Source organism: Enterococcus sp. AMC1623 (genome assembly GCF_058216495.1).
On the sequence record NZ_CM177096.1, the window covers coordinates 962,713 to 988,895 of the forward strand.

The window sequence follows — 26,183 nt, forward strand, 5'->3', positions numbered from 1 at the left end:
ACACTTCCTTTTATTTATCATGCCAGGCTTCTAACGCAAAGCTACCAATTGCTTCACGTACGATACCATTGCCATGAACGTCTTCTGTTAAAATAACAATAGCCAACGGATTTTCATCATCTAGAATCAAAGCTACATCATTTTCCACGTTTTCAAGCTCACCAGTTTTATTTGCAATTAATACTTCTTCAGGAAATTTACTCGGTATTTTGGTCCGAATCGTTTGTCCTAATAATAGTTGCAACATTTCTGAATAAGGAAACTGGTCTCGATGAAGATAGATAGTTTCTAAAAAGGTCAAAACATCTTTAACTGAGGTATAATTTTCTAACCCTTGTGCTCGTGCATCTTCGTCTAACATTTTTCTTTGTAATTGAGTCGATGTGTAATTAATAGTAAAGAATTCATTTAATGTATCCAGCCCAATAAAATCAATCAAGATATTGGTTGCTTGATTGTCACTATTTTGAATCATTAAACGAACTAGTTCATCCACAGAATAGCCAGCAATCTCCATCGTTTGTTCTAGATGGGTATAGACATACTCCATAATAAATACTTTAATTACACTTGCAGCGATAAATGCTTCTTCTTTAGCATGAGACAATTCTTTTTTGTCGTTAAAATAATAGACCCCATACGCAACCTTATCAGCACTAGCAAGCAGCTCTGTGTCATTGAGTATATATTCTTGAGAACTACTGGAAGATTGGATGGTTGTTTCTAAGGTTTCTTCACGACTAAAAATACTTGTTTCACTCGTCGTTACTTGCGTTACCTGCATCTCTAGTACATTTAAGCTTTTCCAAAGATAGCTACCAAAGATAACGCTAATGACAAGCAAAAAGAAAATTATTCCAATTTTTTTAAATTTGATGTTTACACACTCCTCTAAACTAAATAAAAATAACTATCACTTTAGAATTATACCGTAACAAAACGATGAAAAGCAATCCGTTCCATGCTTTTGTAAAAACAAAGAAATATTGTGTTTTAATTTATTTAAAGATAGGATAGAAATAGTATATTTAAAAGGAGGGTTTTGATGAATGATTTAACGCTTGAAATGCCAGAAGGAAAACTAACTATCCGTGTTGCCGCATGGATTGAACAAGAAAATCAGTTACTCGTGGCTACTTATCCTGATGGCACTATTTCGCTACCCGGCGGTCGCCTTAAATTTTCTGAAACAACACTAGCAGGCATTTATCGTGAACTATTTGAAGAAACGGGTGAACAATTAATAGATGCACAACTTTGGGCAATTATTGAAAATTTTTTTCAGCAAGAAAAACAGCAATACCATGAATTTCTCTATATCTATCGTGGAACAATTCCAACTAAAGAAAATTATGCGAGCGAATCTGAAGAAGAGCTTATCAGTTGGATTTCTAAAGATGATATCTCTGCATTAAAGCCTAGCTGTCTTCAAAAATTAGTTTCAGCTAATCCGTCCTCGCTCATTCATTTAGTAAACATTGACTAATAAAAAAGACGACTTGGATAATAACCAAGTCGTCTTTAATTTAAAATTATGCTTCAACAGCAGTAGAAGTGATTAAATCTACAGCTTTCTTCATGTTGATGTCATGTTTTAACATGTCTTCTGTAAGTACACGACGTACTTGAGCTTCTGGCATGTTGTAGCTTTCTGCTAACTCTTTGATTTCTGCTTCAACTTCTTCTTCAGTAGCTTCTAAGCCTTCAGCAGCAACGATAGCTTCAATTACAAGGTTTGTTTTCACGCGAGTATCTGCTTCGCCTTCAAATTGTTTATGCAAGTCAGCTTCAGTAGAACCAGTTAATTGATAGTACATTTCTGGGTTAATCCCTTGGCGTTGCATGTTGTTTAAGAATTCATCCATTGCACGGTGAACTTCATCGTGAACCATTACGTGTGGTAATTCAACGATTTCAGCATTTTCAACCGCTTGACGAATTGCTGCTTCTTCAACTGCTTCTTTTGCAGCTTTTTCTTTATTTTCTTGGATTTCAGCACGGAATTTTTCTTTTAATTCTGCTAAAGTTTCAACGCTATCGTCAACATCTTTTGCAAATTCATCGTCTAATTCTGGTACTTCTTTGCCTTTTACTTCATGAACAGTTACTTTGAAGACAGCTTCTTTGCCAGCTAAATCTTCTGCTTGGTAATCTTCTGGGAAAGTCACAGTTACTTCTGTGTTGTCGCCAGCTTTTTTACCAACTAATTGTTCTTCAAATCCTGGAATGAATGAACCAGAACCTAATTCAAGTGAATAGTTTTCGCCTTTTCCACCTTCAAAAGCTTCATCGCCTAAGAAACCTTCAAAGTCAATTACTACTGTATCGCCTTCAACAGCAGCATCTTCTTTGATTACTAATTCAGCTTGTTGTTCTTGTTCGCGTTTTAGACGAGCATCTACATCTTCGTCAGTTACTTCACGTTCTTGTTTTTCAACAGTTAGATTTTTGTAGTCACCTAATTTTACTTCAGGTTTAACTGTTACTTCAGCTTTGATTACCCATGCTTCGCCTTTTTCCATGCTTTCAACATCGATTTTTGGTTGAGCAACTGGATCAATTCCAGCTTCTTTTACAGCAGCTTCATAAGCTTCTGGTAATACAGCGTTTAAAGCATCTTCATATAATGCTTCTTCACCGTACATACGGTTAAATACTGTACGAGATACTTTACCTTTACGGAATCCTGGTACGTTAAGATTTCCTTTCACACGATTAAAGGCTGTTGTTAGGCCTTTTTGAATTTCTTCTTGAGCAATTGAAAAAGTTAATTCACCATTATTGGTGCCTGTTTTTTCCCATTTTGCAGTCATGTATTTCCCTCCGAATTAACAAATAAATTTACATATGAAATAGTTTCATGCATACCTTTAAATAGTACACTATGCCTTGAAAAATGTAAACATTTTGAATGCAACTTCCAATGTTTCTACAGCAATTTTTGATAAATTTCTCTGAGTTCTTGTTTTTTTTGCTGAATTCTTTCATAGTTTTGCAATTGTTCCCCAGCTGATTCATCCCCAAAGAGACTTTTATATTCTAATAAATAACTATCTACCCATGCTAAAACTTCTGATTCATTAGGTAAAAAAGGATACAGCAAGGCAAAATGTGCATGGATTTCAGCAATGATCATTTCTTCTAATTGAACATCTTTTAATTGTTTTTGTTTTAACAATTTATGCACTTGTTGTAAGGTTGGTGTTTTTTCTAATAAAGTTAATTCAGACAGATGTACTATTTGTCCACGAATCATCACTTCTCCATCTGCTCCGATTTTCACTAATTCTTCTACTAATTTAGGAATAATAAACGGATTTTTAGCGGTAGGAAGAAATTCTTGGCATAATCGTAAAAAATCAGCAGCTGAACTGTTTTTTAGCCATTCATTCCAAGCTTTTTGTGGTACTGGATAACCTGTACTTTCCCATTCTTGTAATTGTCTTCTTTTTAGCACTCGATCGTTGGCACCAATTAATTCTTGCGCAAATTCTAGTTTTTGTAAATCTTGTTTCAGCTCATCAAAAGATAACACAGTTTGGTGTAACCAACTATGGACTGCTAGATACTGACCATCTAACATCAGTAAGCGCAAATACATTTCAAAACTGCTTGGATTATTCAAGAAATTTTCTAAGTAATCTTCGGCTTGGTCTAACGCTTGAGTAAATTCGCCTAAATGTTGCAAAGTTTCCACTAATTTTTGGCAGTGTTGAAAAGTCGGCTCTAATTGATACAATTGTTCAAATAACTGTTTAGCTGCTAAAAATTCTTGTTGTTCAAATTTTTTATTTCCATTTGCCCATAGGCGTTCAACCTCATTAAGAAAGGATAAAATCTCTGACATTTTCTTGCCTTCTTTCTAAAAAATAAGTAATCTGTGTCATCTAGTAAATGAATAATGAAATATCCGAACTATTAAGAGTTTGCTTCTCATCGCAAATTCACCTTACTTAATGGTGGTCTCTGATAATAGTTCGGATATCTTTTTCTTCTATTGATTATACAGTTGTTTAAATTTGAACCTGCTTATTAAATGCTTTAATCATATTTAATGTAACAACGCTTGTATCCGTTAAATAATCACCCACATGCTGTTTACGTTTCGTAAAAGCGGCAGGTAAATAACCTAAATATAAAAATGGATTGGCTTGTAAAATGAAACGACAAGCAACTTCACGAATCAAAACTGTTTGCCAAGATAATTCTTCTTCTTTCAAACCAATGACTCGAATACCAAAAATCATCTTACCAACAGTCTGACCATGATTTAGTTTCGTTAATAGCGTAAAGTAAGCCAAGTAAATACTAATACTCAATAAACCATACAGACTAAATAACGAAGAAGACATCGATAAATGTAATGCCCGAAAAATAACGTTAATTAAGATTTCAGTAATGGCAGCAATACAAAGAATATCGATTAAAAATGCCCATAGACGAATCCAAAATCCCGCATAAAAATACGTAGGAAAGTCATTGATTAATGATTCTTTGGGAGGCTCAACCAATCGTTGCCACGCAGTTTGCTTTTGTTTAATTTCTTCTTCTGTGTATTCTTTTTCTTTAAACGATGTAAGCACTTGTTGATAAAAGTCATCGGGATGATCTGATGTGGTTGATTGCTTTTTTTCTAATGGCTTCATGTTATTCACCTCCATAGTAATATAAAGGTTTTGGCGCATCTGGTGTGCCGATACTTTCAAGGATTGTTAATACTCGGCTACTTTCGGATGGTTTTAATCCTTGAACTTCCGCTAATTTCGAACCAAACCAAGTATTTGCAAAACCGGTTGCTGAAAGTTCGTATTCAATTAATGCAGCATTTTCTAGTTGTTGCTCTGTTCGTAATGCTTCAAGTGCTTCTTCTGGAAAACCTATCGCATCCACTAAACCATTATCCAATGCCTGTTGCCCATCATAAATACGACCATCCGCAATTTTGCGCACTTGATCTTCCGGCATTTGACGACCTTCTGAGACAACTTTTACAAAACGATTATACGAGTTATTTACAAACGTTTGTAACACTTCCTTATCTTCTGCTGTTGCTTTTCGTGCACCAGAACCGACATCTTTTAACGCACCGCTTTTATATGTGGCATCTTCAATTCCCAGTTTTTCAAACAAACCCGCATAATTAACTCCACTCATAATGACCCCAATCGACCCTGTCACTGTTTCATCGGTAGCAAAGATTTTATCTGCTGAAGCAGAAATGTAATAACCGCCACTTGCAGCCATTTGCGTCATCGTTACATAAATCGGCACCTCTAGTTCTTGAATTTTGCGAATTTCTTTAGCAATTTCTGCACTTTGATAAACGCCTCCACCTGGTGAGTTTACTTCTAATAACACGCCGGCAATCGTTGGATCATATTGAATTTGTTTTAACTGTTCCAAAAAGACTTGATGGTTATATCCTTCTGTTGCAAACAAACTGCTACCAGTATCAGAAATTTCACCTTCTACGTACAAATGTGCAATGCGCTGTTGCTCATCTCCAGGCTCAACTACATATTCCGTTAGTTCATTTGTTCCATAAAGCAATGCATTTAAACCACTTAGTGCATCCGATTCTTCTTGTTTCGGTTGTATCAATACAGCAATTCCTGAACAAATAAATAATCCAACGGCAATTGCTACCGCTACCCATCTCCTTGTATTCATTGACAGTCTCCTTTATCAATATAAATTTTCAATCACAATTACCTGTTCGATTGGTCCATCTGCATTCATTTTCTCCGCTTTTTCAATCAATGCATAGCCACCAAAAAATTCTTCTGTTAAAACATCTTGCACTTTAAATGAACGCGCTTCTTTCATTTGAATAGATTGCGGTAAAATTTCTTGCAAACTGTCCCATCCTGTGTCTAACATGACTTTTGTCTCATCAGATACGTTAGCATTTTCCAATTGTTGTACAATTTCTTTTAGTTCTTTAAAAGTCATCGCTTGAACTTCTGACATACTATCCCCTCTTTCTCTATCATTGTATCGAATTCACTAAAATTTTGATAGGGAAAACCTATTTTTCTCTATTTTTCCAATAATTAAATTAGACCAATTTAATTTTATTAATTTTTTTGTTGACTTATAACGTGATTATGTATATGATTACCAATGTATTTCTAAAAATAAACAAATAAATATAGACTATACCAATTTTAAGCGCCAGATCTATTAAAAAAATTTGATAGATGACGAGGATAGAGCTTATCGAATATTCGGCGGGTGGCTCTAGGGTCTGCACTCTACAGACAAGTACAAAAAAAGGCTGTGAAGCCTTCACAAAAAACTTGTCACGCAGTTAGAAATACATAATGACAAAAAGAAAGTAGGAAACTCATTATGTGCGGAATCGTAGGAATCGTAGGAAAAGAACATGCAGAAAAAATTATTATTAACGGATTGGAACGTTTAGAATATCGTGGCTATGACTCAGCAGGTCTATTTGTAGCTGATGAACAAAACAATCATTTAATTAAAGCACAAGGTCGTATTAAAAACTTAGAAGAAAAAATGACAGAAGAAGTAAACGGAACGATTGGTATTGGCCATACACGTTGGGCAACACATGGCAAACCATCTGAAGAAAATGCTCATCCTCACACTTCTCAAAATGGTCGTCTAGTTCTTGTTCATAACGGCGTCATTGAAAACTTTGAAGAAATTCGTCAAATGTACTTAACAGATGACACTTTTTATGGTGAAACAGATACGGAAATCGCTGTTCATTTAGTTGCAGCTTTAATGGAAAACGAACAACTTTCAACAAAAGAAGCATTCCAAAAAGCATTGACAATCATTCAAGGTTCATATGCTTTTGCTTTAGTCGATAAAGAAGATGGCGAAACAATCTATGTTGCCAAAAATAAAAGCCCACTATTAATTGGTCTTGGTGATGGCTTCAATGTTATTTGTAGCGATGCTTTAGCAATGCTAGATCAAACAAGTCATTTTGTTGAAATCGTTGATGGTGAAATGGTTACTGTAACTGCTGACGGCATTCAAATTGAAGACGAAAAAGGCAACAATGTTTATCGCGAATCTTATGAAGCACAATTGGATTTAACAGATATTGAAAAAGGAACTTATCCTTATTACATGTTGAAAGAAATTGACGAACAACCGGCTGTTATGCGTCGTCTTGTCCAAGAATATCAAGCAGAAAATGGTGCAATCAAATTAGATCAAGAACTAGTTGATGAAGTCATCACCAGCGATCGTATTTACATCGTTGCTTGCGGTACAAGTTACAATGCTGGTTTAGCTGCCAAACAACTGATTGAAAAAACAACAGAAATCCCTGTTGAAGTACATTTATCAAGTGAATTTGGCTACAACATGCCATTGTTGTCACAAAAACCATTCTTTATTTTCTTAACGCAAAGTGGTGAAACAGCAGACAGTCGTCAAGTGTTGGTCCAAATTAACCGTTTGAATCACCCTTCATTGACAATTACTAACGTGGCAGGTTCAACTCTTTCACGTGAAGCAAAATATACGTTGTTACTACATGCTGGTCCAGAAATTGCTGTAGCTTCAACCAAAGCTTATACTGGTCAAATCGCTGTTTTAGCTCTATTTGCCAAAGGGATTGGTGAAGTGAAACAAATCGCAGCTGCCAAAGAATTTGACGTATTCCACGAACTAGCATTAGTTGCTTCTGCGATGGAAACAATGATTAGTGAAAAAGCTGTCATTTCGCAATTGACAGAAGATTATTTAACAGGAACACGCAACGCTTTTTATATTGGTCGTGGCAATGATTACTACGTTTCTTGCGAGGCTTCTTTAAAATTAAAAGAAATTTCATATATCCAAGCAGAAGGTTTTGCAGCAGGTGAATTGAAACACGGAACAATCGCTTTGATTGAAGATGATACACCAGTTATCGGCGTAATCACAGAAGCGCATACAGGCGCTCATACTCGTGGAAATCTAAAAGAAGTTGAAAGTCGTGGAGCAAAAACTGTTGTGATTGCTAGCGAAGACTTGGCAAGACCAACGGACCAATTAGTTTTACCGAATGTACACCCATTATTAACTTCTTTAGTTTCTGTTATTCCAACACAATTAATTGCTTATTTCGCTACTTTACAACGTGGTTACGATGTCGATAAACCACGTAACTTAGCTAAATCTGTGACGGTAGAATAATAAAAAAAGCTTGTCAGCCAAAACGGCTGACAAGCTTTTTTAAAATAACCAACCACGACGGTATTGTTCGGGTGCCTCGATTTCTGTACGTAATTCTTTAGCAGCATGGTATGCCCAATAAGGATCACGAAGTAACTCTCTACCTAAAAAAATTAAATCGGCACGTTCATTTTTTAAAATTTCTTCTGCTTGAATACCTGTTTGAATAAGACCCACAGCACCAGTTCGTATTCCAGCTTCTTTCCGAACCAATTCTGCAAAAGGAACTTGATAACCTGGATAAACATCAATTGTCGCTAACACAACAGCTCCTGAACTAACATCGATTAAATCTACCTCTTGTTCTTTTAACCATTTAGCAACAGGTACATAATCAGCAGGTGTCATACCACCTGTCACATAATCATGAGCAGATATACGCACAAAAATTGCTTTATCCCAAACCTCACGAACAGCAGAAATAACTTCTTTTAATAAACGATAACGATTTTCTAAAGATCCACCATATTTATCTTGACGGTGATTTGCTAAAGGCGATAAAAATTGGTTGATTAAATAGCCATGTGCTGCATGGATTTCTATCATATCAAAATCTGCTTGTTTAGCACGAATTGCAGCTTGACGAAAAGCTTCAATGACATTTTCAATATCTGCTAACGACATCTCTTGGGGTGTTTTTGACTGTTCATCAAAAGCAATTGCTGAAGGTGCAAAGATTGCTTCTGGTAGTTCCGCTTTTCTACCCGCATGAGCTAATTGAATTCCCACAGCTGCACCACTTGCTTTAACAGCACTAGTAATTTTTTTTAATCCTTCAATTTGCTTATCTGACCAAATTCCTAAATCATTCACACTAATACGGCCTTCTGGTTTCACTGCTGTAGCTTCTAAAATAATTAAGCCCACTTGCCCGACTGCACGTGAAGCGTAGTGAGTCACATGCCAAGGTGTCACTTCTCCATCTTTTGCTGAATACATACACATTGGAGACATTACAATCCGATTTTTTAGTGTTAGATTACGAATTTCAATAGATTCAAATAGTTTTTTTGTCATGTATACTTCTCTCCTAACGATTGAAAAACACTTCCTGTTTATTCATCAGAAAGTGTTTTGTTTATTATTTTTCTTTCAAACTTCCACCATTTGTTTCGATAACTTCTTTGTACCAATTAAAACTTTTCTTCTTATAACGATTCAACGAACCTGAACCATCATCGTTACGATCTACATAAATAAAGCCATAACGTTTTGACATTTGTGCAGTTGATGCGCTGACTAAGTCAATACATCCCCATGAAGTATAACCCATTACTTCTACGCCCTCTTCAATTGCTTTACCAACTTGCACTAAATGGTCGTTCATATAATCAATGCGATAATCATCAATCACGGTTAATTCACCATCTGGTCCTTCAACTAATTCGTCAACAGCCCCTAAACCATTTTCAACAATAAACAATGGTATTTGATAGCGATCATAAAATTCATTTAAGATAATATATAAACCTTTAGGATCAATTTGCCACCCCCACTCTGAAGCTTCTAAATAAGGATTTGGGAAACCACCTAAAATATTTCCACGTCCACGTTCGTATTTTTCTGGAGTTGCTGTTGCTGTAATACTCATATAATAACTAAATGAAATAAAATCAACAGTATGTTCTGCTAATAGTTCTTTATCACCTTCAGCAAATTGAATTTCAATATTATTATCTGCAAAATATTTTTTAATATAGTTCGGATATTTCCCACGTACATGGATATCTGAGAATAAATAATTTTGACGATCCGCTTCTAATTTTGCTACAACGTCATCTGGATTAGGCGTCATTGGATACGTAGGCATTGCTAAAACCATACAACCAATTTGGAAATTAGGGTTAATTTCATGACCAATTTTCGTTGCCAACGCACTAGCTACTAATTCATGATGAATCGCTTGATATAAATCTTGTTGTGATAATTCCTCTGGCGGAGTTGCAATCCCTCCACTCATAAAAGGCGCATGCAAAACAGAATTAATTTCGTTAAACGTCAACCAATAATTTACTTTATCTTTATAACGCGCAAAAATGGTACGCACATAGGTTTCATAAAAATCAATCAATTTACGATTAGTCCACCCATCATATTCACGAGCTAAGTGTAAGGGTGTTTCATAATGTGAAATTGTCACTAATGGTTCAATCCCATATTTTAAGCACTCATCAAACACTTTATCATAAAATGCTAAACCAGCTTCATTTGGTTCACTTTCGTCACCTTTCGGAAAAATGCGAGACCATGCAATAGACGTACGGTATACTTTAAAGCCCATTTCTGCAAATAGTTTAATATCTTCTTTATAGCGATTATAAAAATCAATTCCAACTAATTTTAAATTATCTTCTGTCGGTTCATCAGTAACTATTCCGAACCCACCCTTTGGCGTTACGTCTTGAACTGACCAGCCTTTTCCATCTGCATCATACGCACCTTCATACTGATTTGCAGCTGTAGCGCCACCCCACAAGAAGTTTTCTGGGAATTTTCCAACCATTTTTCCACGTCCTTTCAAATTTCAATACATTGTAAACATCTTTATTATAATTGTTTTTTAATAAATATTCAAAATTATTTTTAGCTCAATCCTTTTCAAAAATATGTTAAACTACTCTATATTGGGTGATAAAACGACATAAAGGAGTGCTTTAAATGGAAACCATTACAAATTTTCGAGATTTAGGTGGCCTAACCAATCGTCAAGGTCAAACTATTTTACCAAAAAAATTATTACGATCAGGTGAATTATCACGTATTTCACCGCATGACCAAGAGCAATTAATCACTGCCTATCAATTGGCGAAAATTGTAGACTTGCGCTCTCTTGAAGAAGTGAGTGAACGACCAGACAAAGTATTTAATAACATAGATTATGTTCATATTGATATTTTCCAAAATATCACTGATGAAGGTGCAAGTTTAGGAGATTTTATTAAAATTGGCTCTGCCGAACGAGCGCGTGAATACATGCATGAAATTTATCATACAATGACGATAAATCCTGGTGCTCAAGCTGGTTTTTCAAAAATGATTGAAGCTGCCTTAAGTGTCTCAGAAAAAAATAGTTTCTTATTTCATTGTTTTGCAGGAAAAGATCGGACAGGTGTATCTGCCGCTTTGTTGTTAGAAATATTAGATATCCCCCAATCCACTATTTATCAAGATTATTTAGAAACAAATACCTTACGTGTCAAAGAAAATCAAGAAATTATTCAACTTGCCAAAGACAATGGTGCTTCTAAAGAAGTAACTGATGCGCTAGATGTCGCACTAAATGTTGAGACGGAATTTTTAGATACATTTTATCAGACTGTTGCTAACGAATTTGGCAGTATGGACAATTACTTAACTAATACATTGCATATTTCAAAAAGTATGCAGAAAGATTTACGTACATTATTGCTTGATTGATTTATTGTATAGCTCATACGCCTTTCTCTGATTTCCGAAATAGCTTGAAAGATTATTTGTTTATTCGATAGTCTTTTTTTACGATAACTAAAAGCTATCATAACTCTGAAACCCTTGCTATTTAAACTTATCTCCGTTGACATGTTATTTTTCCTTTGTTATGATTCAAATCAAATCAACAAACACGTTGATAAAGAGAGTAACACCTATCCTTTTTCCAACAGAGAGTCTCGGTAGCTGAGAAGAGATGAAAATGTAGGTGTGAACATGACTTTGGAGTGATTGCGATGACTCATCCATGATAGTCGCAAGCGGATGCTTCCGTTATCAAGCAGAAGTAAGAACCTTTACTTCATGAGTTGCGCGATTGTGAAATGCGCATAAATCAAGGTGGTAACATGTCAGCCGTACATCCTTAGAAGAATGAATTCTTCTAGGGATTTTTTTATTACACAAGGAGGAAATTAAATGAAAAAATCAGTATTAAGTGGGATTGTCGGGTTAGTTGGAACAGTGCTTTTATTATCGGGATGTGGCAATACAAATAAAACTGAAAACACCAATATTCGTGTTGGAACCTCTCCGGGACCTTACAGTGAGTTGTTTTTAGAAGGTATCAAACCAATCTTAGAAAAAGAAGGTTATCAAGTAACTGAAACAGCTTTTGATGCTCTTTTACAAGCAGATGTTGCACTAAATGAAGGTGAAATTGATGTCAATGTGGACCAGCACACAGCTTATCTAGAAAACTTTAATGAAAACAGTGAGGCGAATTTAGTCGGATTGGTCTCTATTCCAACAGTTCCTGCTGGGCTTTTTGGTGGACGCAAAGATAGCTTGAAGCAAGTTGAAGAAGGCGACACAATAGCTATTCCTGAAGATGCATCCAACACTGCTCGAGCATTACTACTATTAGAAAAAGCAGGGTGGATTAAACTGGATGAAACAATTGAACCAGTAGCGGCAACAACCAGCAATATTAAAGAAAACCCCTTAGATTTAGATATTGTTGCTATGGATTCTGCTCAAATTCCTCGAAGCCTGCAAGATATTGATTTTGGCGTAATTCCTGGAAGCATTGTGTATAGTGCTGAAATTCCTGCTGAAAATAGTTTATTAAGCGAAGATATTTTAAAAGAATATGAATTAGTGGTCACTGTGGATAAAAAGAATGCGAATGAACAATGGGCAAAAGATATTGTTGCTGCCTATAAATCTGATGAATTTGCAGATTTTTTAAAAGGAAAAAATCAAGATAATTATTGGTTCATTCCAGCTGATTTACAAAAGTAAGAAGTTTAAGCAATGCACACAGATGTACTCACGATAATTCAACTAAAATTGTCTCTCATTGCTGACATTTAATACTAGCTTTAATTTATGAGTTGAAATGGAAAATAAAGTAGAATTTTAAAAGATTATTCGATACAATAAAACCATCCTAGTAAAGATAGAAGGTTTTTAAATGTCTACAAAACGTTTTATTCAGTTATTTATTTGCTATTTTGCTTCAATTGTTGTCGCAATCTTATTGGCAAATGTATTTCCTATTACAAATCAATGGGTATATATGCTGGTCGTTAGTATTATTGGTTATATTGTATTAACTGTGCCACTTACTATCATGACTGTTATGAAGAAAAAATAAATGCAGTTGACGCAAAACAAACTATCCGAACAATAGAGCATAAGAATGATATGCTCTATTGTTCGGATAGTTATTTTTAATTGGTTAATTCACGCCTAAGAGGTCTTCCACGCAAGCTTTCATATCTCCTGCTGCAATGACACGATTATGACGAATCGGCGCATCATTAAGCTCAGTTACTGCTTTTGGAATTGCTACATTGGATAATCCATTTAATTCATGAACTAGTTCAAAGTCATCTTTATCTGTTACCGTGTTCGTTAAAGCTTCAACAACTACACGTGGGAATTTATATGGACTAGCTGTTGAAACAACTAATGCTGGTAAATCAGATTGTGCTTGATATTTTTCTAAAACCCCAGCTGCTACAGCCGTATGCGGATCAATCACGTAATTTGCTGCTTGGTATACTTTTTCAATCGCTTGTTTTGTTTCTTCTTCCGTAGCAAAATCACCGTAAAAATCTGCTAATTTTGCTTTCATTTCTGGCGTTATTTCATATGAACCTGCTGAACTTAATTGGTCCATTAATTCTTTGGTTTTAGTCACATCATCGCCAGTTAGGTGGAAAATCAAACGTTCTAAGTTGCTTGAAATTAAAATATCCATTGATGGTGAAGATGTAACAAAGAATGGACGGTTGCGGTCATAAACACCTGTTTGGAAGAAATCAGTTAACACTTTATTAGGATTTGAGGCACAAATTAATTGATTAAACGGTACACCTAACTGTTTCGCATAATAACCTGCTAAAATATTTCCGAAATTCCCCGTAGGAACAGAAACATTGATTTGATCCCCATTTTTAATTTCTTCAGCTTTCACTAATTGTGCATAGGCATATACATAATAAACAACTTGTGGAATCAAACGGCCAATATTAATTGAATTGGCAGAAGAAAATTGCTTACCGTTTTCTGCTAATTTTTGTTTTAAAGCTTCATCGTTAAACAACGCTTTAACTGTTGATTGCGCATCATCAAAATTGCCATCAATCGCCACCACATACGTATTGTCACCTTTTTGAGTAACCATTTGTTTTTCTTGAATTTTGCTGACACCGTCTCTTGGATAAAAAACAATAATTTTTGTACCAGGAACATCAGCAAAACCAGCCATAGCTGCTTTACCTGTATCACCAGAAGTAGCCGTCAAAATAACGATTTCTGAATCAACGCCATTTTTCTTGGCAGAAGTTGTCATTAAATACGGTAAAATTGATAACGCCATATCTTTAAACGCAATAGTTGAACCGTGAAACAATTCTAAATAATAATCGTTTCCTTTTTTGACAACAGGCGCAATGGCTGCATCATCAAATTTTTCATCATAGGCTGAATGAATACAGTGACGTAATTCTTCTTCTGTAAAATCAGGATAAAATGCGCTCATAATGGTAAAAGCGACTTCTTGGTAACTTTGTTTTGCTAATTCATCAAAATCTAATGTAAGTTTTGGTAGTTCTGTTGGCACGTATAAACCGCCATCTGTCGCTAATCCTTGTAGAATTGCTTGCGAAGCTGATACGATGTTCCCTGCGTCTCGCGTGCTTTTATATAATAAAGTCATACATTGCTCTCCCTTAGAAAAAATTTATTTTAATTATTTTATCATTTTTTAGGAAAATAGACTACATCGAATCAAATTTTTTATGAAAAAGTTTTATTTTCTTTTCATTTCTCTTTTCTTAATAAATAGATATCCAGCTCTTCTTTCATTTTTTCTGAAATCTCTTGTGGAATGGGCATCACTTTTGCATCAATAATTCGTGAAGCAAATGCAATGATAAACGCCACACTTTTATTAAAAGAATCTATACTGAGAAAATCCACTACATCTTTTTTTGAATGAATCACGGGGCCTCCTGGTGCGGCACCTCTAGCAAACGTTAATGCAGGCACACCACCATCTGCAAAAGGAGTCGAATCACTTGGATAGACGCCTTGACTAATTTTAATCCCATGTCCTAATTCGTTCGCTACAAAATCAACATAATGAATCATCGCTTCAGTTGCAGTTGCGCATGCTACGTCATGCCCTAAAACTGCTCCTAACATATCAATATTAATCACTAACCGATAGTCAGATAACTCTTCTTGATGCGCTTTTACATAGGCTGTTGATCCACAAAGCCCACGTTCTTCTGCCCCACACCAGATAAACTTCAAGGTGCGTTTAGGTTTTGTTTTGACAAAATGAGTGAAAAAATCAAAGACTGCCAAAACACCCGTTGCATTGTCATAAACACCTTTTGAATGACGAACTGAATCATAATGAGCAGTAAACGCGATTATTTCCTGACTGTCACCAGGAATGGTTGCCACAATATTATGTGATGTTCGCGTACTTTCTCGACTCGTAATACTCATTTTAACCCTTTGCGGATTCATCCGAACTAGCCGTTCAGCATCACGAATACTCATCGTAACTCCAGGAATTTTTCCCAATTCTTGGAGTTGCGGACGTAAATAGCGCTCTTCAACATCTGTCTGGTCATCGTAACAATCTCCATTAAACGTAATAAAACCAGCGACTTGAGCTTCAATAATTTTTTTATAAGAGGCATAAGTAATGCCGCCATTAAATAAGACAATTTTATCTTTAGCCTGCGCTAAACTAACTGAATCTAAGGCATCAATATAAAGAAACTCTGCTTCTAACTCACCACTGCCAGCCATACCAACACCCGTTACTTCAAATAGTTCATTTGTTGGGGTTAAAACTTCAAATGTCGCAGTCACTTCTTCTGCAAAATCAATTGAAAATGGTTCAATCTCGACTTGCACGCCATATTTCTCCACTTCTTCTTTGATAATAGCCATCGCTTGATATTCTTCTTTTGAGCCAGCAACACGTTCAAAAGATAATTTTTCTAATAAATCAAAATTTTTCATGTGTTTTCCTCCTCATTGTTAGTATACGAAGCAATTTTAGCGTAAACAATGTGTTTTTCAAGGATAGAATCTAACAATTTGTGTTATAGTTAGTGCAGATAATGAACATAATGGAGTGTTTTTGATGTTAACCTTAAAAGAAAAAATTATTGCCGAAAGTAAAAAGATTGGCATTGATAAAATTGGTTTTACAACAGCTGAACCATTTGAATATTTAAAAGACTCTTTAATTGAGCAACGAGAAGTAGGTCATACATCTGGTTTTGAACATCAAGTAATTGATGAACGAATCTATCCCGAAAAAACTTTTGAAAATCCTCAAAGTATCATTGCCATTGCTTTGGCTTATCCTACACGTATTCATGAAGAAGTTCCTCGTGATGAAAAACGTGGTCAATTTGCACGTGCCTCTTGGGGAATTGATTACCATAATATTCTAAAGGATCGTTTGGAACGTTTAATCGAGTACATTAAAACAGAAGCTACTTGCGAACAAGAAGAAGCCCATTGGCGATTTGCACCACAAGTAGATACTGGTGAATTAGTCGACGTTGCGGTTGCCCAACGAGCTGGTTTAGGTTTTATCGGAAAAAATGGTTTATTAATTACAGAAGAATATGGTTCTTTTGTTTATTTAGGAGAGATTATTACTAATATTCAATTTGAACCAGATACACCTGTGCCAAATGGTTGTGGTGATTGTACGCGCTGTATTACAGGTTGCCCTACTGGAGCATTATTAGGTGATGGACGTATGAATGCAAAAAAATGCCTCTCTTATCAAACACAAACAAAAGGGATGATGCCTAAAGAATATCGTCGTAAAATTCGCAACACAATTTACGGTTGTGATATTTGTCAGCTCGTTTGCCCCTATAATAAAGGAAAAGATTTTCATTTCCACAAAGAAATGGAACCTAAACCTGACGAAGTATTTCCAAAATTAACACCTATGCTTTCGATTTCTAATAAACAATTTAAAGCACAATTTGGTCATTTAGCTGGATCATGGCGTGGAAAAAAACCGTTGCAACGCAATGCTTTAATTGCTCTTGCCAATCTTGGTGGTCGTGAAGCTCTTCCTGATATTGTCAAATGTTTAGACGATCAACGTCCTGTTATTCGTGGAACAGCTGTATGGGCAATTGGACAATTAACGCAACGAAATCCTGAACAATACCTGTCACAGTTGCAAGCAATGAAAGAAACTGAAGCCGACGAAGAAGTTCTTTTAGAATTAACCGAAACATTAGAATTATTGACAGATACACAAAAAAAGAAGGCGTAGCTATGCCTTCTTTTTTATGTGATAAAATAATTGCTGAAAAATTGGTGCTAATAAAAGATAAAACATACCATTGCCTAGTCCATGCAGTAAATCAAAATAAAGTCCTGCAAGATAATACGGCCAAAATTGTGGCATTCCATAGATTTGGACATCAATCATCGCAATCACCAAACCATATAAAAATCCTGCCAAAACACTAAAAATCACTTGTAAACTGCGCTTTTTACGAAACGTAGGCCAGCGACATAATAATCCCATACATCCAATGACCACACTAAATGAAAGAATTTGCGAAATTGTCCATATCCCCATTCCCATATATAGGTTAGTGATAAGTAACGATAAAACATTTACTACCAATCCCCGTGATACACCTAATTGGTAGGTTAGAATTAAAAAAATAGCTGTCATTGGTTGGATATTAGGAATAAATTGAAATAACATTCGGCCCACCACACAGGCAGCTACAGTCATCGCTAAATACGCAATTTCATAGGTTGAAAAAAAAGTGCTTTGTTCATTTTTCATAGATATATTCCTTTCTCATTCTATTTTTTTAGTATAACGTAGAATCAAAAGCTGTGCATCCTATCTAATAGAAAAAATATGGTATGCTTACAGTAACAAAAACTAAATGAGGTGAGTGGATGTTAGCCTATTATACAATTGATAAAGAACAAGGTTTACAAAAAGGAACGCTCGATAATCATAATTGGTTGATTCTTGACCAAAAAGAACAAGAAACCGTTGAAAAACTTTTAACAGATTTTTCATTACCAGACGATATTTTTATTGGTGCGGATGATTCTGGTGAAGTCTCTCGTATTGAACATTTGAAAGATACCAAGTTAACCAATCCTGTTTCAGTTGTATTATTAAACCTTTCTTCCAAACAACAAAATATCGAAGAACGGATTGAGCCAATTTCTTTTATTCTATCAGATGACTTATTGATTACTTATATTGGCAAGAATAGTCTGTTTATTCAACATTTACTGAAAGATAATCGTTCCTTTTATTCGTTTGAGCAAGTCCTTCTCACCTCTCTTTTAGTAAGTTATCGTCATTTTATTGCTGGTCTAAAAGAATTAAAAACAGAAATTGATGAATTAGACACTGCTGCCCGGCAAACAACCGATAGTAAGCGCTTATTCCAATTAGCTGATGTTGATCGCGCAATTATTTTTATCGATCATACACTTGCTGATCAAAATCAAATGTTAGATAAGCTTTGGAAAGATGAAAAATTACTTGAAAAAGTAAATGATCCAGCTTTAATTCACGATGTCAAGCTACGGCAAAAACAAGCATTAAAGTTAGTCGAAATTTATCATGATTTAATCAATACAATCGGCAGTCTTTTTGCCAGTATGATTGATAACAACTTAAATCATTTGATGAAATATTTAGAATCAGCAGCTTTAGTCTTGACGATTCCTACTGTTATCGCTGGTATTTGGGGAATGAATACAGGCGGTTTACCTTGGGAGAAATCTTCTTTAGGTTTTGGAATTGTCATGCTCTTAACCGTTATTCTAACTATTTTTACTGGTATTTACTTGAAAAATAAGAACTATTTCAAATAAACGAAAACCCTTTCTTTTGTCATCCATCTACTATTTTGTTATGATGAAAGAAAAGGAGGAATTTACTATGACGAACCCTGAAGATAAATTAAAAAAACTAGCAGAAGAACGTAAAGAACATAATCCTTTTGAAAAAATCGATGAACTTGAAAAAGAATATAACTTGGATGAAGAACCTCAAGTATCCGAAGAAGAGGAAGTCGATGAACATTTGGACAAAGTTCCAATTGAAGAAGATCCCATTGTAAAACTTGCGATGGCAGAACAACGGTTACACAATAATCAAACACCAAAATAAAACGAAGGTCTGACTCGTCAGACCTTCGTTTATTATTTTTATAAATTTATCGCAGTTCCACCAGTTACACCATAGATTTGAGCTGTTACATAACTAGCTTCATTTGAGGCTAAAAAGACATATACTGGAGCTAATTCTACTGGTTGGCCCGCACGCTCTAATAAAGAATCCTGTCCAAACTCAGGTAGTGCACCTGGGAGCTGACCTTCATCTAATTGCAATGGCGTCCAAATTGGGCCAGGGGCAACACCATTAACTCGAATTCCTTTTTTAGCAAATTGGGTTGCTAAATTAACTGTAAAATTGCTGATAGAAGCTTTAGTTGCAGCATAGTCTAATAAGTTATCACTCGGATCAGTCGCTTGCACCGAAGTCGTCGTAATAATTGCTCCTCCTGCAGGCAAATGTGGTTCTGCTTCTTTTACTAAAGCAAACATCGAAATAATGTTGACTGTAAAAGTATCTCTAACTTGTTGAATAGCCAATTCACTAATTGATTTGCGAGCAAATTGTTGCGCAGCATTTAAAACCAACGTGTCTAAACCACCTAATTCTTTCACTGCCTGCTTGACAATTTCATGCGGTGCTTGTTCGTCACGTAAATCATAGGGCAGTAAAACGACTTTTCTTCCTGCTTCTTTGACGTATTTAGCAACTTCATTTGCATCTTTTTCTTCTCCAGGTAAAAAATGAAGTGCAATGTCGGCACCTTCTCTCGCAAATGCAATCGCAACAGCTCGTCCAATACCGGAATCTGCTCCTGTAATTAATACTCGCCGATTTTCTAACCGATTATTTCCCTGGTAACTTTTTTCTCCACAATCAGGTTGAATAACCATGTCTTCTTCTAAGGCTGGAGTGTCTTGATCCTGTTTCGAAAACTTTCCTGAATGGTACATCTTTCTTGGGTCTTTTAAAACTGGTTCTGTCATACCGTGTCTCCTCCTTTTCAATACTACTTCTATTGTAACGAAAAAAGTTTTAACTGCCCATTAATTGTCATGTTCACTTTTTAATCCACAGTAGACAAAATAACCAGTCTTTTAAAAGACTGGCCATTCTTCTTATTTTAGAATCTGAATTTGATACCCTTCAAAATATTTTGCATTTTTACGATACTGATTCCAAGAGAATACGCCCATAATCACTGCGCCAATCGTATTGATTAACAAATCACCCATCGTATCAGACAAAGCAGCACGTCCGACAAATTCCACGCCATCAATTGTCATGTAACGTTGTAAATTCATATTCCCCACTGCGTCCCATGACCATTCCCAGAATTCCCAAAAAATGCCACATACACCAGCAAATGAAAAACCAAATAATAAGAAAACCCATGGTGAAATATCACTCACTTCATTATCCAGACTACCTAATAATGTGCAGACGATTCCATAACCAACTGCTGTCAAAATCATTGGGCTAGTCATATGCAAAATTTTATCCCAAAATGGAACAATATCCATCATATGCAAACAAGTTCCCACAAAGACTGAAATTAATAAAAAGAACCAGTAAAAATAAACAATTGATGGTGGAAAAACTATTTTGAAAAATCTTTTTAAAAACTGCGGACCGTAAATTAATCCAATTCCCATGAGACATTCCATAATAGTAATTAAGGCAGCTAGCGGTGGAACAATACCTAAAACCAACTCGCCAATATTAAATGCCAACGTAAGCAAACCAACAACTAACAATCCTCGTCTTAATTTAGTTTCAAATGTCATTTGGATACCTCACTATTTTCTATATATGCAGCCAAACCTTTTAACAGTGCTTCTTCAGTCGAATAAATTTCACCATTTAGTTTAATCAATCCTACAGTATATAAATTTAAGTAATGAAACTGATTTTCTCCTGCTGTTTGTAACGCAGCTAATTTTTTAGGATGTTCACCGCCCTGTTGTCGAGTGTCTGTGTACAATCCTAAAATAGGAATATTTTTTGCATAGGCAACTCCAATCTCTGAAGCCACTCCCGCATCAATTGTAATACCATCTAATAAAGCAATCATCAACTGACTCTCTAAAACTTTTTCGGTATCCGCTAAGGCAATCATTTTACTATCTGCATAAGCTGTTTTATCATTAATTGCTTCATTTTCTTGAGGCAAATAGATAGCAACTTCAGGATAGCTGTCTCGAATTGTTTTTACTAAATACGCATTATAGACTAAATCACTTTTCGCAAACATTGGTGCTGCAAAATAAATATTCATCATTTTTCCTCCAAAATTGTCATTTTTTTAAAAATCATCACTGAAATACGCCGCCATATCAGGGATGATGCGTTCTAACGTTCGTAACGTTTCTTTATCCGTCTCAATCCGTTCAATGCGAGCCAAGTAAGCAGCGCGACGGTAATTCATTAATAAGCAAGTCAATGTTTGAATATCGAGATAAACCGGCTCTCCCACAGCTTCTCTGACTACCTGCAACTGTTCGTTTTCCCATATTAAACCAAAGATACCATTATTCCATTGAGCTAACGGATCGCTGACCACAAAATGGAAGTTTTTTCTGAAAGGTTTGAAAGGAAACACCTTTAGAAATTCTTCAACATCAACAATTCTTGCCATAAAATAAGGTTCAATCGTCTCACGGATTTGACCGTCTTCTAATAAGAAAGCTAGAGGCTCATTTTTATAGATGTTCCCTTGAATCCAATAAACCATTGAAAAATGCGCCGTGATAAAATTCCATAAACCATTCCGAGCTTCTTGATTCAAATAAAACATTTCTTTAATGTGAAAGACTTCCTCGGCAATCCAATAGAACAAAACACCTTTAGGTTCACCATCTACACCATAATAAATCGCTGCTGTGCGCTGTTCTTCATTCTCATAACGCCAATATTCTTCCCAATTAAATTTTGTCCGTTGTAAGGCACCATGATTTTCTTTCGCAAATTGATTGTATACTTTATAAACATCTTCGTGATCGACTTCTTGACGTTCTACCATGCCAGGTACATCCACTGTTTTAGGCAATTGCGTGTCTCGGATTTTAAACGTCAATTTATCTGACATGATTTCCCATCCTTTACGACGATAATAAGGAATGCTATACGGATATAAATAGGAAATCCATTGTTGATTTGCACGCATATTCTCTAAGGATACCCGAATTAATTCATTCATCAATCCATGACCAGCATACTCAGGATAGGTCCCCACACCGGTCACGCCTCCCATTTTATAAAGCGTCCCATGAATATTTACTTCACAAGGGTAAATCGCTATTTGCGAAACTAATTGCTCGTTATTAAACCATCCAAATACCTTTGACAACTCCAAGATTGGTTTTTTCGATTTAATCATTTCTCGTTTATTTTCAAAGCCACTTTCTTCAATGTCTGATTTTGTCACTTGAAAGACATAACTCAGTAATTCATTAAATTGCGCCACGTCTTTTTCTTCGACAGGGCGAATCCGTAAATTATGATTGAAAGGTTTATCCATAATTCCAACTCCATCTCTTGTTTTTTATAGTATAACAAACTCAAAGAAATTTTGTCTGTTTAAGGTATAACAAAACTCTTTAAATCTATTACTTTCGTTGGTATAATATAAAAGCTGACTATAAGAAATGAGGAATTTATCCATGCATAATTTAGAAGAAATGAAAAAGCGTCAAAAAAAGATTCGTAATTTTTCCATTATCGCACATATTGACCACGGAAAATCGACTTTAGCTGACCGTATTTTAGAAAAAACGAATACTGTAAGTTCACGCGAAATGCAAGCGCAACTCCTTGATTCCATGGATTTAGAAAGAGAACGTGGAATTACAATTAAGTTGAATGCTGTTGAGTTAAACTTCACTTCCAAAGATGGTGAAACGTATATTTTTCACTTAATTGATACGCCAGGACACGTCGATTTCACCTATGAAGTATCAAGAAGTTTAGCTGCCTGTGAAGGAGCTGTCTTAGTCGTTGATGCCGCACAAGGAATTGAAGCACAAACCCTAGCAAATGTTTATTTAGCTTTAGATAACGATTTAGAAATCTTACCTGTTATTAACAAAATTGATTTACCGGCTGCTGATCCAGAACGTGTCCGTAAAGAAATTGAAGATGTTATCGGTATCGATGCTAGTGAAGCAGTCTTAGCTAGTGCAAAAGCAGGCATTGGTATAGAAGATATTTTAGAACAAATTGTTGAATATGTTCCCCAACCACAAGGCGATTTGGAAGCACCGCTAAAAGCATTAATCTTTGATTCGGTTTACGATGCTTACCGTGGAGTTGTTTTGAACATTCGTGTGATGGATGGTGTCATTCGTCCAGGTGATAAAATTAAAATGATGAGCAATGGTAAAACATTTGATGTAACTGAAGTTGGTGTTTTCTCACCAAAAGCCATTCAACGTGATTATTTAATGGTCGGTGATGTTGGTTATGTTACAGCAGCAATTAAAACGGTCCAAGACACACGTGTAGGTGACACAATTACTTTAGCTAATAATCCAGCAACAGAAGCCCTTGAAGGCTATCGTCAAATGAATCCTATGGTTTATTGTGGTCTTTACCCTATCGATACTTCTCGTTACAATGATTTACGTGAAGCTTTAGAAAAACTACAATTAAATGATGCCGCATTACAATTCGAACCAGAGACATCTCAAGCGTTAGGCTTTGGTTTCCGCTGCGGATTTTTAGGATTATTGCATATGGATGTTATCCAAGAACGTTTAGAACGTGAATTCAACTTAGAATTAATCACAACTGCTCCTTCGGTAATTTATCATGTGAATAAAACAGATGGCTCTACCGTCATTGTCGATAACCCTGCGGAATTTCCAGAACCAGTAACCATTGACAGCGTTGAAGAACCCTATGTCAAAGCACAAATTATGGTCCCTAATGATTATGTAGGTGCAGTAATGGAATTAGCACAACGCAAGCGTGGCGATTTTGTAACCATGGATTATTTAGACGATTATCGTGTAAATGTTATTTACGAAATTCCTTTATCAGAGATCGTTTTTGATTTCTTTGATAAACTAAAATCAAGTACAAAAGGTTACGCTTCTTTAGATTATGAAATGTCAGGTTATCGCGCAAGTCGTCTTGTGAAGATGGATATTTTATTAAATAGCGAAAAAGTGGATGCTCTAAGCTTCATCGTCCATCGTGATTTTGCCTTTGAACGCGGGAAGGCTATCGTTGAGAAGTTGAAAAAACTGATCCCTCGCCAACAGTTTGAAGTTCCGGTCCAAGCAGCTATTGGACAAAAAATTGTTGCTCGTTCAGATATTAAAGCCCTACGTAAAAACGTTTTGGCAAAATGTTACGGCGGTGACGTTTCTCGTAAGCGTAAATTACTTGAGAAACAAAAAGAAGGTAAAAAACGAATGAAACAAATCGGTTCAGTCGAAGTTCCACAGGACGCCTTCATGGCAGTTCTTAAAATGGATGATGATGTAAAGTAAGTTATATCAACGTTTTACTAGTTTTTAAATGGTAAATAATTACTATTTTAAAGAGTTTTGCCAACATTTTGCCAACATTGAAACGGATGTTGGCAAAAACAAAAAAGAAGGCCCGATTTAGGAGCCTTCTTTTTTTATAATGCTGTTGGATCATAACGATAAATCACATTCCCACCCTGCATCGCTTCGCCAACAACATATTTTCTATCTTCTCTTTCTCTCCAAGCTTCGATGAAATACATGACGTTTTCTCTTTCAATTTTTACCTCATCTATTTCTCTATCTACCAATTTTTGTATCAGTTCTTTATATTGCTCCATTTAATGCAACACCTCTAAATCTGTATTCTTAAAATTATTATACCATCAATTTAAAGTTTTGTTCGCTTTACAAAGAGAACAAATGTTCGTACAATTATTTCATGAGCCAATTTAGGAGTGATTGTATGAATATATTTATGTTTAAAGATTTGTTAGAAAGCAAACTATCTGGATACAAAGCATTTTTAGTAAAAGCAACTGAATATCAAAACGAAAAAAATAAAAAACGTGCCAAAGACAAACGTTGGGACGAAAGAAAAATAGAACGAACTGTCAATAGCATGTGGAATACAGTTTCTAGAAATATTTTTGATAAAGTACGTACTTTAAAAAACTGCCCCAGCGTCAATTGTTATAAGCCTGTCGAAACTTGGACAGCATCTATGGAATCTGAAGAAGTATTTGACATGTTAGATACGGAATTATCGGAAATTGAGTTTGAATAAGGAGTGATCTCTATGCAAACAATCAAAGGTACTGTTAGTAAAATAAAAGTATTAAAATTATCAATCTCCCCTCTTGTGCGATTTAATGTTGACGATGTTAATTGTTTGCTTGCGACAAATAGTCTCAATTTTATGTATGAAGCTTTAGAAGATTGCGAAATAGTTGTTGCCGGTGACTATAATAATAGAAACCAATTTATTGTAAAAAAATATTGTGTAATCTCGTTAAGAAAGGTGGCAGTATAGCAATGAGTTTCAATTTATTCAGAGGTCAAGTTGATGATGAGTTTGATAAAAAGTATGAAAAACTAGATGATAAAGATAAATTGACAGTGGATTTATATGGACTGCTCGTCATAAATCATACTGAAAATAAGATTAATTTTGATATAAAACATGAAATCATCTTTGACAAAGATACTAAACAATTTACTGCTAGATATATCGTAGATGTTCCTCTATCTTACATTCACAGAAAAAGTGATAGAAACGACATACCTAATTAAGGATATGTCGTTTCTACTATTTTTATCGTATTTTATTTAAAAGAAATAACAAAGAATATTTCTGTTTTAAGTACCATCCTTCTATAGCAAAGTAACATTATTTGAGTTATTTACTACGTTCAGGCATGAATTTACGA

General features: G+C 35.3%; 28 protein-coding genes and 1 other annotated feature. Of the genes, 12 read left to right on the forward strand and 16 right to left on the reverse strand.

What is annotated here, in order from left to right:
- Window positions 1-10: 10 nt before the first annotated feature.
- Window positions 11-844 carry a serine hydrolase gene (locus tag AC4BC7_RS04800; protein WP_490504012.1) on the reverse strand — a complete coding sequence of 278 codons (834 nt, stop codon included), beginning with the start codon at window positions 842-844 and terminating at the stop codon, window positions 11-13.
- A 201-nt stretch (window positions 845-1,045) separates the two neighbouring features.
- Here AC4BC7_RS04800 and AC4BC7_RS04805 point away from each other — a divergent pair, with 201 nt between their 5' ends.
- Complete coding sequence (locus tag AC4BC7_RS04805) at window positions 1,046-1,486, forward strand: NUDIX hydrolase (protein WP_490504013.1); 441 nt, start codon at window positions 1,046-1,048, stop codon at window positions 1,484-1,486.
- 46 nt (window positions 1,487-1,532) lie between these two features.
- Here the strand turns inward: AC4BC7_RS04805 and tig are convergent, their stop codons facing one another.
- The 5 genes from tig to AC4BC7_RS04830 form a co-directional block, all read right to left on the reverse strand.
- Window positions 1,533-2,813: a trigger factor gene (tig, locus tag AC4BC7_RS04810; RefSeq protein WP_207940760.1), complete on the reverse strand. Its 1,281-nt coding sequence runs from the start codon at window positions 2,811-2,813 to the stop codon at window positions 1,533-1,535.
- A 116-nt stretch (window positions 2,814-2,929) separates the two neighbouring features.
- Window positions 2,930-3,847, reverse strand: a complete 918-nt coding sequence (locus tag AC4BC7_RS04815; protein WP_490504014.1) for a hypothetical protein — start codon at window positions 3,845-3,847, stop codon at window positions 2,930-2,932.
- A 166-nt stretch (window positions 3,848-4,013) separates the two neighbouring features.
- On the reverse strand, window positions 4,014-4,646 hold the full coding sequence (locus AC4BC7_RS04820; protein ID WP_339076089.1) for an RDD family protein: 633 nt from the start codon (window positions 4,644-4,646) through the stop codon (window positions 4,014-4,016).
- Window position 4,647: 1 nt separating this feature from the next.
- The gene (gene sppA, locus AC4BC7_RS04825; RefSeq protein WP_490504015.1) at window positions 4,648-5,670 is read right to left on the reverse strand and encodes a signal peptide peptidase SppA; all 1,023 of its coding nucleotides are present in this window, start codon (window positions 5,668-5,670) and stop codon (window positions 4,648-4,650) included.
- 15 nt (window positions 5,671-5,685) lie between these two features.
- Entirely contained in the window at window positions 5,686-5,970 is a 285-nt protein-coding gene (locus AC4BC7_RS04830) for a hypothetical protein (protein WP_207940764.1), read from the reverse strand.
- Between the two features lie 381 nt (window positions 5,971-6,351).
- Here AC4BC7_RS04830 and glmS point away from each other — a divergent pair, with 381 nt between their 5' ends.
- Window positions 6,352-8,163 (forward strand): glutamine--fructose-6-phosphate transaminase (isomerizing), encoded by a 1,812-nt coding sequence (gene glmS, locus AC4BC7_RS04835; RefSeq protein ID WP_207940765.1) that lies wholly within the window; start codon window positions 6,352-6,354, stop codon window positions 8,161-8,163.
- A 39-nt stretch (window positions 8,164-8,202) separates the two neighbouring features.
- Here the strand turns inward: glmS and namA are convergent, their stop codons facing one another.
- Entirely contained in the window at window positions 8,203-9,219 is a 1,017-nt protein-coding gene (namA, locus tag AC4BC7_RS04840) for an NADPH dehydrogenase NamA (protein ID WP_490504016.1), read from the reverse strand.
- Between the two features lie 64 nt (window positions 9,220-9,283).
- Window positions 9,284-10,705: a glycoside hydrolase family 1 protein gene (locus AC4BC7_RS04845; RefSeq protein ID WP_207940767.1), complete on the reverse strand. Its 1,422-nt coding sequence runs from the start codon at window positions 10,703-10,705 to the stop codon at window positions 9,284-9,286.
- Between the two features lie 155 nt (window positions 10,706-10,860).
- On the opposite strand from AC4BC7_RS04845, the gene AC4BC7_RS04850 reads away from it, so the two are divergent.
- From AC4BC7_RS04850 to AC4BC7_RS04860, 3 genes are all read left to right on the forward strand, one after another.
- Window positions 10,861-11,619 carry a tyrosine-protein phosphatase gene (locus AC4BC7_RS04850; RefSeq protein WP_490504017.1) on the forward strand — a complete coding sequence of 253 codons (759 nt, stop codon included), beginning with the start codon at window positions 10,861-10,863 and terminating at the stop codon, window positions 11,617-11,619.
- 178 nt (window positions 11,620-11,797) lie between these two features.
- Window positions 11,798-12,039, forward strand: a binding site (T-box leader).
- A gap of 48 nt (window positions 12,040-12,087) precedes the next feature.
- The gene (locus tag AC4BC7_RS04855) at window positions 12,088-12,912 is read left to right on the forward strand and encodes a MetQ/NlpA family ABC transporter substrate-binding protein (protein WP_207940769.1); all 825 of its coding nucleotides are present in this window, start codon (window positions 12,088-12,090) and stop codon (window positions 12,910-12,912) included.
- Between the two features lie 172 nt (window positions 12,913-13,084).
- Window positions 13,085-13,267 (forward strand): hypothetical protein, encoded by a 183-nt coding sequence (locus tag AC4BC7_RS04860; protein ID WP_490504018.1) that lies wholly within the window; start codon window positions 13,085-13,087, stop codon window positions 13,265-13,267.
- An 84-nt stretch (window positions 13,268-13,351) separates the two neighbouring features.
- Here the strand turns inward: AC4BC7_RS04860 and thrC are convergent, their stop codons facing one another.
- Window positions 13,352-14,836 (reverse strand): threonine synthase, encoded by a 1,485-nt coding sequence (gene thrC / locus AC4BC7_RS04865; protein WP_207940771.1) that lies wholly within the window; start codon window positions 14,834-14,836, stop codon window positions 13,352-13,354.
- A gap of 104 nt (window positions 14,837-14,940) precedes the next feature.
- A complete protein-coding gene (locus tag AC4BC7_RS04870) occupies window positions 14,941-16,161 on the reverse strand; it encodes a M28 family metallopeptidase (protein WP_490504019.1) in 1,221 nt (406 codons plus the stop codon).
- A 124-nt stretch (window positions 16,162-16,285) separates the two neighbouring features.
- On the opposite strand from AC4BC7_RS04870, the gene queG reads away from it, so the two are divergent.
- Window positions 16,286-17,449 carry a tRNA epoxyqueuosine(34) reductase QueG gene (gene queG, locus AC4BC7_RS04875; RefSeq protein ID WP_490504020.1) on the forward strand — a complete coding sequence of 388 codons (1,164 nt, stop codon included), beginning with the start codon at window positions 16,286-16,288 and terminating at the stop codon, window positions 17,447-17,449.
- On the opposite strand, the gene AC4BC7_RS04880 is transcribed toward queG, so the two are convergent.
- Window positions 17,450-17,977, reverse strand: a complete 528-nt coding sequence (locus AC4BC7_RS04880; protein ID WP_490504021.1) for an ECF transporter S component — start codon at window positions 17,975-17,977, stop codon at window positions 17,450-17,452.
- 119 nt (window positions 17,978-18,096) lie between these two features.
- Between AC4BC7_RS04880 and AC4BC7_RS04885 the strand changes: the two genes are divergently transcribed.
- Both AC4BC7_RS04885 and AC4BC7_RS04890 read left to right on the forward strand, forming a co-directional pair.
- Entirely contained in the window at window positions 18,097-19,035 is a 939-nt protein-coding gene (locus AC4BC7_RS04885; protein ID WP_207940775.1) for a magnesium transporter CorA family protein, read from the forward strand.
- A gap of 67 nt (window positions 19,036-19,102) precedes the next feature.
- Window positions 19,103-19,333, forward strand: coding sequence for a hypothetical protein (locus AC4BC7_RS04890; protein WP_490504022.1), 231 nt, complete (start codon window positions 19,103-19,105; stop codon window positions 19,331-19,333).
- A 38-nt stretch (window positions 19,334-19,371) separates the two neighbouring features.
- On the opposite strand, the gene AC4BC7_RS04895 is transcribed toward AC4BC7_RS04890, so the two are convergent.
- The 4 genes from AC4BC7_RS04895 to AC4BC7_RS04910 form a co-directional block, all read right to left on the reverse strand.
- Window positions 19,372-20,265, reverse strand: coding sequence for an SDR family oxidoreductase (locus AC4BC7_RS04895; protein ID WP_490504023.1), 894 nt, complete (start codon window positions 20,263-20,265; stop codon window positions 19,372-19,374).
- A gap of 132 nt (window positions 20,266-20,397) precedes the next feature.
- On the reverse strand, window positions 20,398-21,066 hold the full coding sequence (locus AC4BC7_RS04900) for a DUF2238 domain-containing protein (RefSeq protein ID WP_207940778.1): 669 nt from the start codon (window positions 21,064-21,066) through the stop codon (window positions 20,398-20,400).
- A complete protein-coding gene (locus AC4BC7_RS04905; RefSeq protein ID WP_490504024.1) occupies window positions 21,063-21,557 on the reverse strand; it encodes a nucleoside 2-deoxyribosyltransferase in 495 nt (164 codons plus the stop codon). The genes AC4BC7_RS04900 and AC4BC7_RS04905 overlap by 4 nt, the downstream gene beginning before the upstream one ends.
- A 27-nt stretch (window positions 21,558-21,584) precedes the next feature.
- The gene (locus AC4BC7_RS04910) at window positions 21,585-22,799 is read right to left on the reverse strand and encodes a GNAT family N-acetyltransferase (RefSeq protein WP_207940780.1); all 1,215 of its coding nucleotides are present in this window, start codon (window positions 22,797-22,799) and stop codon (window positions 21,585-21,587) included.
- 142 nt (window positions 22,800-22,941) lie between these two features.
- Between AC4BC7_RS04910 and lepA the strand changes: the two genes are divergently transcribed.
- Complete coding sequence (gene lepA, locus AC4BC7_RS04915; RefSeq protein WP_207940781.1) at window positions 22,942-24,774, forward strand: translation elongation factor 4; 1,833 nt, start codon at window positions 22,942-22,944, stop codon at window positions 24,772-24,774.
- A gap of 134 nt (window positions 24,775-24,908) precedes the next feature.
- On the opposite strand, the gene ykzS is transcribed toward lepA, so the two are convergent.
- Window positions 24,909-25,094: a protein YkzS gene (ykzS, locus tag AC4BC7_RS04920; protein ID WP_490504025.1), complete on the reverse strand. Its 186-nt coding sequence runs from the start codon at window positions 25,092-25,094 to the stop codon at window positions 24,909-24,911.
- Between the two features lie 125 nt (window positions 25,095-25,219).
- On the opposite strand from ykzS, the gene AC4BC7_RS04925 reads away from it, so the two are divergent.
- From AC4BC7_RS04925 to AC4BC7_RS04935, 3 genes are read left to right on the forward strand one after another with little or no spacing between them, the layout of a single operon-like run.
- On the forward strand, window positions 25,220-25,540 hold the full coding sequence (locus tag AC4BC7_RS04925) for a hypothetical protein (protein ID WP_490504026.1): 321 nt from the start codon (window positions 25,220-25,222) through the stop codon (window positions 25,538-25,540).
- Window positions 25,541-25,552: 12 nt separating this feature from the next.
- Entirely contained in the window at window positions 25,553-25,786 is a 234-nt protein-coding gene (locus tag AC4BC7_RS04930) for a hypothetical protein (protein WP_490504027.1), read from the forward strand.
- A gap of 2 nt (window positions 25,787-25,788) precedes the next feature.
- Window positions 25,789-26,046, forward strand: coding sequence for a hypothetical protein (locus AC4BC7_RS04935; protein WP_490504028.1), 258 nt, complete (start codon window positions 25,789-25,791; stop codon window positions 26,044-26,046).
- Window positions 26,047-26,183 lie beyond the last annotated feature (137 nt).

Coding starts and splice junctions, on each gene's coding strand:
- queG (WP_490504020.1), top strand. CDS start 16,286: ATGTTAACCTTAAAAGAAAAAATTATTGCCGAAAGTAAAAAGATTGGC.
- AC4BC7_RS04935 (WP_490504028.1), top strand. CDS start 25,789: ATGAGTTTCAATTTATTCAGAGGTCAAGTTGATGATGAGTTTGATAAA.
- AC4BC7_RS04900 (WP_207940778.1), bottom strand. CDS start 21,066: ATGACATTTGAAACTAAATTAAGACGAGGATTGTTAGTTGTTGGTTTG.
- AC4BC7_RS04855 (WP_207940769.1), top strand. CDS start 12,088: ATGAAAAAATCAGTATTAAGTGGGATTGTCGGGTTAGTTGGAACAGTG.
- AC4BC7_RS04910 (WP_207940780.1), bottom strand. CDS start 22,799: ATGGATAAACCTTTCAATCATAATTTACGGATTCGCCCTGTCGAAGAA.
- AC4BC7_RS04815 (WP_490504014.1), bottom strand. CDS start 3,847: ATGTCAGAGATTTTATCCTTTCTTAATGAGGTTGAACGCCTATGGGCA.
- AC4BC7_RS04870 (WP_490504019.1), bottom strand. CDS start 16,161: ATGAAAAATTTTGATTTATTAGAAAAATTATCTTTTGAACGTGTTGCT.
- AC4BC7_RS04805 (WP_490504013.1), top strand. CDS start 1,046: ATGAATGATTTAACGCTTGAAATGCCAGAAGGAAAACTAACTATCCGT.
- AC4BC7_RS04925 (WP_490504026.1), top strand. CDS start 25,220: ATGAATATATTTATGTTTAAAGATTTGTTAGAAAGCAAACTATCTGGA.
- ykzS (WP_490504025.1), bottom strand. CDS start 25,094: ATGGAGCAATATAAAGAACTGATACAAAAATTGGTAGATAGAGAAATA.
- tig (WP_207940760.1), bottom strand. CDS start 2,813: ATGACTGCAAAATGGGAAAAAACAGGCACCAATAATGGTGAATTAACT.
- sppA (WP_490504015.1), bottom strand. CDS start 5,670: ATGAATACAAGGAGATGGGTAGCGGTAGCAATTGCCGTTGGATTATTT.
- thrC (WP_207940771.1), bottom strand. CDS start 14,836: ATGACTTTATTATATAAAAGCACGCGAGACGCAGGGAACATCGTATCA.
- AC4BC7_RS04850 (WP_490504017.1), top strand. CDS start 10,861: ATGGAAACCATTACAAATTTTCGAGATTTAGGTGGCCTAACCAATCGT.
- AC4BC7_RS04905 (WP_490504024.1), bottom strand. CDS start 21,557: ATGAATATTTATTTTGCAGCACCAATGTTTGCGAAAAGTGATTTAGTC.
- AC4BC7_RS04830 (WP_207940764.1), bottom strand. CDS start 5,970: ATGTCAGAAGTTCAAGCGATGACTTTTAAAGAACTAAAAGAAATTGTA.
- AC4BC7_RS04845 (WP_207940767.1), bottom strand. CDS start 10,705: ATGGTTGGAAAATTCCCAGAAAACTTCTTGTGGGGTGGCGCTACAGCT.
- glmS (WP_207940765.1), top strand. CDS start 6,352: ATGTGCGGAATCGTAGGAATCGTAGGAAAAGAACATGCAGAAAAAATT.
- AC4BC7_RS04895 (WP_490504023.1), bottom strand. CDS start 20,265: ATGACAGAACCAGTTTTAAAAGACCCAAGAAAGATGTACCATTCAGGA.
- AC4BC7_RS04890 (WP_490504022.1), top strand. CDS start 19,103: ATGACGAACCCTGAAGATAAATTAAAAAAACTAGCAGAAGAACGTAAA.
- AC4BC7_RS04885 (WP_207940775.1), top strand. CDS start 18,097: ATGTTAGCCTATTATACAATTGATAAAGAACAAGGTTTACAAAAAGGA.
- AC4BC7_RS04820 (WP_339076089.1), bottom strand. CDS start 4,646: ATGAAGCCATTAGAAAAAAAGCAATCAACCACATCAGATCATCCCGAT.
- AC4BC7_RS04880 (WP_490504021.1), bottom strand. CDS start 17,977: ATGAAAAATGAACAAAGCACTTTTTTTTCAACCTATGAAATTGCGTAT.
- AC4BC7_RS04860 (WP_490504018.1), top strand. CDS start 13,085: ATGTCTACAAAACGTTTTATTCAGTTATTTATTTGCTATTTTGCTTCA.
- lepA (WP_207940781.1), top strand. CDS start 22,942: ATGCATAATTTAGAAGAAATGAAAAAGCGTCAAAAAAAGATTCGTAAT.
- AC4BC7_RS04930 (WP_490504027.1), top strand. CDS start 25,553: ATGCAAACAATCAAAGGTACTGTTAGTAAAATAAAAGTATTAAAATTA.
- namA (WP_490504016.1), bottom strand. CDS start 9,219: ATGACAAAAAAACTATTTGAATCTATTGAAATTCGTAATCTAACACTA.